The 6,762-nt window shown below is 58.6% G+C and carries 4 protein-coding genes; 2 read left to right on the plus strand and 2 right to left on the minus strand.

What is annotated here, in order from left to right:
• The first annotated feature begins 35 nt into the window (after positions 1-35).
• Positions 36-1,196, plus strand: coding sequence for a porin (locus tag ACSQ83_RS13570; RefSeq protein ID WP_436228482.1), 1,161 nt, complete (start codon positions 36-38; stop codon positions 1,194-1,196).
• Between the two features lie 152 nt (positions 1,197-1,348).
• On the opposite strand, the gene ACSQ83_RS13575 is transcribed toward ACSQ83_RS13570, so the two are convergent.
• Together ACSQ83_RS13575 and ACSQ83_RS13580 are read right to left on the minus strand one after the other, a co-directional pair.
• Positions 1,349-3,022: a long-chain fatty acid--CoA ligase gene (locus ACSQ83_RS13575; RefSeq protein WP_436228483.1), complete on the minus strand. Its 1,674-nt coding sequence runs from the start codon at positions 3,020-3,022 to the stop codon at positions 1,349-1,351.
• A gap of 164 nt (positions 3,023-3,186) precedes the next feature.
• Positions 3,187-5,268 (minus strand): molybdopterin-containing oxidoreductase family protein, encoded by a 2,082-nt coding sequence (locus ACSQ83_RS13580; protein ID WP_436228484.1) that lies wholly within the window; start codon positions 5,266-5,268, stop codon positions 3,187-3,189.
• Between the two features lie 167 nt (positions 5,269-5,435).
• On the opposite strand from ACSQ83_RS13580, the gene ACSQ83_RS13585 reads away from it, so the two are divergent.
• Positions 5,436-6,647, plus strand: a complete 1,212-nt coding sequence (locus ACSQ83_RS13585; RefSeq protein WP_436228485.1) for a M20 aminoacylase family protein — start codon at positions 5,436-5,438, stop codon at positions 6,645-6,647.
• The last annotated feature ends 115 nt before the right edge of the window (positions 6,648-6,762 follow it).

The raw sequence follows: 6,762 nt of genomic DNA on the forward strand, positions 1-6,762 counted from the left end.
CTTGCCAAACAGTTTCAACACTCTGGAGATCATCAATGAAAAAGTCGCTTCTCGCTCTGGCTGCGCTGGGTACATTCGCAGGTGCCGCGCACGCTCAGAGCAGCGTGACGCTGTACGGTATTGTCGATGCAGGTTTCGTCTATGCAAACAATATCGGTGGTAGCAAGCTCTACGGAACGAGCGCCGGTAATCTGCAAGGCGATCGTTGGGGCCTGCGCGGTACCGAAGATCTGGGCGGTGGCCTGAAGGCACTGTTCGTGTTGGAAAACGGCTTTAACGTTTTCACCGGTAGGCTGAATCAAGGCGGTGACGAGTTCGGCCGTCAAGCCTACGTGGGCCTGTCGAGCCAATTCGGCACGGTTACCCTCGGTCGTCAATATGACTCCGTGGTGGACTACACCGGCGCGCTGGAAGTCGGTAGCCAGTGGGCGACGTTCTACGCTGCGCACCCGGGCGATCTGGACAACATGAACAACTCGAATCGGGTAAATAACTCGATCAAGTATGCAAGCGCGAACTACGGTGGTATCACGTTCGGCGGCTTGTACAGCCTGGGCGGCGTTGCTGGTCAATTCAACCGCAACCAGGTTTTCTCGGGCGGTATTGGCTATGCGCAAGGTCCGTTGACGTTGGGCGCTGCTTACTTGAACGTCAAGAACCCGAACTTCTCGTTCTTCGGCAACAACGCGACGTCGAGCACGACGGGCTCGAACATGACGGGCTCGCAGGTGTATTCGGGCTTTGCATCGGCTAAGACGCAGCAGGTGATCTCCGCTGGCGGTGCTTACACATTCGGTCCGGCAACTGTCGGTGCAACGTACAGCAACACGCAGTTTAAGGACCTTGGCCAAACCGGCGTAGCGGGCCAACCAGCTGGCTCGGCAACGGGCGGCAACGCCAAGTTCCACAACGCTGAAGTTAGCTTCAAGTATCAATTGACCCCGGCGTTGCTGCTTGGCGCAGCGTACGACTACACGAAGGCATATAGCGTCGCCAACGAAAAGATCCATCAAGGTGTATTGGGCGCGGACTACTTCCTGTCGAAGCGTACCGACCTGTATGTCGATGCTATCTATCAACACGCATCGGGCACGAACTCGGTCAACCGCACGGCTACGGCTCAGATCAACGGTTTGTCGGCGTCATCGACGTCTAACCAGGTTGCGGCTATTGTCGGTATTCGTCACAAGTTCTAATAAGTCTTAATAAAACGGTTGTCTTGAAAGCGCCTTCGGGCGCTTTTTTTCGTGCCGGTCCTGAGGGTTTCAGCGCGAACGATAAAAAAGCCTCCACATCCTGCGATGCGAAGGCCTGCTATTTATTTCGTTCTACAGCGGTTTAACCGTGCTCAGGCGTTACCGTCACGCAACTCACGGCGCAATATCTTGCCCACATTGCTCTTTGGCAGCTCCGTTCGGAACTCGATCGTGCGTGGCCGCTTGTAGCCGGTCAGCCGTTCCTTACAGAAAGCCATCACATCGGCTTCCGTCAAATGCGGATCGCGGCGAACAACGAACAGTTTGACCGCTTCACCGGAGGTCGCATCCTTCACGCCGACGGCCGCTACTTCGAACACGCCCGGAAGCTTCGCCACTACATCTTCGATCTCGTTCGGATACACGTTGAAGCCCGACACCAGGATCATGTCCTTCTTACGGTCCACGATCTTCACGTATCCACGCTCATCCATGATGCCGACATCACCCGACTTGAAGAAGCCGTCGGAGGTCATCACCTTGGCCGTCTCGTCGGGACGATTCCAGTAGCCCGCCATGACCTGTGGACCGCGAATGCAAATCTCACCGGGCTGACCGAGCGGCATGTCGTTGTTGTCGTCGTCGCGGATGGTAAGTTCGGTCGACGGGAACGGTAAGCCGATGGTGCCGGTATATTCCGTCGCGGTCACCGGATTACACGTCACGCACGGGGATGTTTCGGACAACCCATAACCTTCGATGATCGGCGAACCCGTTGTCTCGAACCATCGCCTCGCCACGGCTTCTTGCACGGCCATGCCGCCACCGTTTGCCGCGATCAGCTTGGAAAAGTCGAGCTTGGCGAATTCCGGATTGTTAAGCAGCGCGTTATACAGCGTGTTCACGGCAGGAAACGTGTTGATCTGGAAGCCTTTCAACTCCTTGATCGTGCCCGGGATATCGCGCGGATTCGGAATCAGGATACCCATGCCGCCCGTGCGCAAGGTCAGGAAGCCGCAAACGGTCAGCGCGAAGATGTGATAAAGCGGCAGCGCCACGACGGTCACAAACTGATCGATGTCCGGCCGGTTCTTGCGCCCGGGCTCGAGCCAGACTTCGGACTGCAAGACGTTCGCAATCAGGTTCCTATGCAACAGCATCGCGCCCTTCGCTACGCCCGTCGTACCACCGGTGTACTGGAGAAAAGCGATGTCGTCGGGACCTTGCTTGATGAGTTTGAGCGTTTCGCGTGCCCCCTGCCGGAGGGCCGCGTTGAAACTCACGTGGCCCGGAAGCGACCATGCCGGCACCAGCTTCTTCACGCGCCGTACGACGAAGTTGACGATCACGCCTTTCGCACCCATCAGGTCGCCCATCGACGCAACCACCACGTGCTTGATCGCCGTGTTTTTCGCGACGGCCTGCACCGTATGCGCGAAGTTCTCGAGCACGACGATGGCCTCGGCTCCGGAATCCCTCAACTGATGTTCGAGTTCACGCGGCGTATAGAGCGGATTCACGTTCACTACCACGTAACCCGCGCGCAGAATGGCGGCGATCGCGACCGGGTACTGCAACACGTTCGGCATCATGATCGCGACGCGCGCGCCGGTCTTCAATCCACGCGCCTGGAGCCATGCAGCTAGCCGGCTGGACAGCGTGTCGAGTTCGCCGTAGGTGATCGACTTGCCCATGCAGACAAACGCGCGTTTGCTGCGATGTTCGCGAAAACTTTCTTCCAGCAGGTCGGAAAGCGAGTTGTACTGAGATGCATCGATTTCCTCGGGCACGCCTGCCGGATAAGACTTCAGCCAAATTTTTTCCATACGGCGTCTCCTTTGTATGATTTTAGAATGGTCGTGCGAAAATAGCCCGTAGCGCATCCTATCCGCTCGGTCGTATTCCGACAACCGGGTTAGACGCCAGCTTCCAATCTCACCGGTTCCTGCTTCCCCTTACGCCTGCTGGCTTTCACGCAATTTTTCTCGACTTAGTAAGCTGCCTCGACCTCCACGAGACAGTCATAAAATGTTGCAGACCCACCGAGATCGGTGAGCGCCTGGCTTGTGACCTGATTCGCGTTGCAGCCATCTGGCGCCAGCTTCTTCCACCATACCGACAAACCCACCACGACGCCCTCACGCGCGCGATCGGTGACACGCACGCGTGCCTGCATCGAACCGCGATCGTTGAATACGCGGACCAATTCACCTTCGGTGATCTGACGGGCGTGGGCATCGACGGGATGCATGTCGAGATGCGGTTCCCCTTCCGTCGATCGCAGGCTTTCCACATTGACGAAGCTGCTGTTGAGGAAGTTCCGCGCGGGCGGCGAGATCATTGCGAGTGGGAAACGCGCGGCGAGTGCCGGCGCGTACTCGGCCGATTCGTACGGCGGCAGGTAGTCCGGCACCGGCTCAAGCCCGGCACGTTGCAAACGCTCGCTGAAAAATTCGCACTTCCCCGATGGCGTGTGAAAACCGCCTTCGGCAAACGGCGCCTCCGCCAGCTTGAGTTGTGCCCAGCCCTTTGTTTTCAGCGTGTCCCAGGTCACGCCGGCGAGCGCGGGATCGTCCCAGCGGAATGCCTTCGATGCCAGCTCTTCATCGGTTTCGAATAACGCCGGATGCGCCAGCCCCATCGCTCTCGCCAAGCCGCGGAAAATCTCCGTGTTCGCCCTTGACTCGCCGACCGGAGCGATGGCGGGCAAGTTCGCCATCACATGCGTATGGCCGTATGACTTGTGGGCATCGAGATGTTCCAACTGCGTGGTCGCCGGAAAGATGAGGTCGGCGTAGTCGGCGGTATCGGTCTGAAAATGCTCGAGCACGATAGTGAACAGATCCTCGCGCGCGAACCCAGCGGCGACCTTCGCCGAATCGGGCGCGACCGCGACCGGGTTCGAGTTGTAGACGATCAGCGCCTCAACTTTCGGACCGAAGCTGGCGTCGCCGGCGTGCAGCAACGCGTCGCCAATAGCATTCATGTTCACCATGCGCGGCAATGTCGATGGCCATCCCGGCAGCAAGTCCGGCCGTTCGAGCGCGTTGACATCGACCGGTGCCCAACTCGACGACGACAGCAACAAGCCTCCCGACCGCTCGCGCCATGCGCCCGTGAGCGAAGGCAGGCAAGCAATAGCGCGGACCGCATTGCCACCGCCGCGCACGCGCTGCATGCCGTAGTTGAGGCGTATCGATGCTTTTTTCGTCGATCCGAAAGCCCGCGCGAGATCGATCACAACCTGCTCGTCGATCCCGCATATTTGCGCAACACGCGCCGACGGATAAGCGTCGGCGCGAGCCTTGAGTTGATCGTAGCCGAGCGTGTAGGCATCAATGTAATCCTGATCGATCAGCCCTTCTCGGATCATCACGTTCATCATGCCAAGCGCCAGCGCACCGTCCGTGCCGGGTTTCAACGCAATGTGCTGATGGCATTTTTCAGCCGTCAGCGAGCGATACGGATCGATAGCAATCAACCGCGCGCCGCGACGCTTGGCTTCCTGCGCACGCGTCCAGAAGTGCAGATTCGATGCGATCGAATTCGAGCCCCAAATCAGGATGAGTTCGCTTTCCTCGAAATACTCGGTATGCATGCCGAGGCTGCCACCGTATGTGTAGCGCAAGCCCGCAGCGCCGGCTGCAGCGCAAATAGTGCGGTCCAAACGCGACGCGCCGAGCACATTGAAGAAGCGTGCAGCGATGCTTTCGCCCTGCACCAGGCCCATGGTGCCGGCGTAGCTGTAAGGCAAGATGGCTTCGGGTGCGCGCGCCGCGATTTCATTCAGGCGCACGGCAGCGAATTTCAACGCGTCGTCCCAGCTCACCGCTTCGAAACGACCCTCCCCCTTCGCACCGACGCGACGCATGGGCGTGAGCAACCGATCCCGATGATGCGTTCGTTCGGCATAGCGCGACACCTTCGTGCAAAGCACGCCTTGTGTGGGCGGATGATCGGGATCACCGGTCACCTTGATCGCGCGGCCGTCCTTCACGGTGACGCGCATCGCACAGGTGTCGGGACAATCGTGCGGGCAGACAGCGCGGGCGAATTCGGCGGGAGCGTTCATACGGATATCCGGTGGGAATGTGCAAAAAGCGGACAGATACGACGATTTTATTACGGTTGGCCGATCTCGCCGTCTCGCATCTCGATAAATTATCGCGGGCGTAGAATGGTGCAATCGACGCGGACGAAAGCACGCGCAAAGTTATCTTTTAAGACAGAGGGCAGTTTATGAATCTGATTCCAGAAATCGAAGCGTCGCATGAGGAAATCAAGGCGCTGCGACGAACGATCCACGCGCATCCCGAGTTGCGCTATGAAGAAGTCGGCACGGCAAAGCTAGTTGCCGAAAATCTCGAACGATGGGGCCTGGAAGTTCATCGTGGCATGGGAAAAACCGGGGTTGTAGGGGTGTTGAAGCGCGGTTCGAGCAAGCGATGCGTGGGCCTGCGTGCTGACATGGACGCATTGCCCATCGCCGAAATCAACACGTTTGGGCACCGGTCGCAGCACGAAGGCCGCATGCACGCGTGCGGACACGACGGCCATACCGCCATGTTGCTGGGCGCGGCGAAGCATCTTGCTGAGCACGGCAAATTCGATGGCACGATCGTGTTCATCTTCCAGCCCGCCGAGGAAGGCGGGGCCGGCGCCAAGGCGATGATCGAGGACGGGCTGTTCGAACAATTTCCCGTCGATGCCGTGTTCGGCATTCACAACTGGCCGGGTATGCCCGCCGGATCGTTCGGGGTCACGCCAGGCCCGATCATGGCTTCGAGCAATGAATTCCGCATCAATATCAAGGGTATTGGTTCACATGCAGCGTTGCCGCACAGCGGACGCGACCCGGTTTTCACGGCAGTTCAAATTGCCAATGGGCTGCAGGGGATCATCACGCGAAACAAGAAACCGATCGACACCGCGGTCCTTTCGATCACGCAGATCCATGCTGGCGACACGTCGAATGTGGTCCCCGATGACGCTTGGCTCGGTGGCACGGTGCGAACATTTACCGTCGAGACGCTCGATCTGATCGAGCACCGGATGCGGAAGATTGCGGAGGCGACTGCGGCGGCGTACGAGTGCGAAGTTTCCATCGACTTTCATCGCAACTATCCACCGACGATTAATGACGCCGAGCAGACGCAGTTTGCGGCGTCGGTGATGACGGAGGTGGTTGGAGAGAAAAACGTCAACGCGACCGTCGAGCCAACGATGGGCGCCGAAGACTTTGCGTTCATGCTGCTGGCGAAGCCAGGTTGCTATGCGTTTCTAGGGAACGGCGAAGGTTCACATCGCGACACTGGGCACGGGCTGGGGCCTTGCACGCTTCACAACGCGAGCTACGATTTCAACGATGCGCTGTTATCCGTGGGATCTACGTATTGGGTTCGGCTCGCGGAGAGGTTCTTAGCCGCTGGAGCGGATCAAGCGACGCGCTGAATGAGTTAGTCGTGTTGAATGTCGATGCGCCCGCTCTGCTGAAGCGGGCGTGTTTTTTTGAAGTAACGGCTTGTGTTCCAGCTGTTTAGTGATGTCCCGGCGACATGCATTGGAA

It is taken from the genome of Caballeronia sp. LjRoot29 (assembly GCF_964252755.1).
Taxonomy (GTDB): Bacteria; Pseudomonadota; Gammaproteobacteria; order Burkholderiales; family Burkholderiaceae; genus Caballeronia.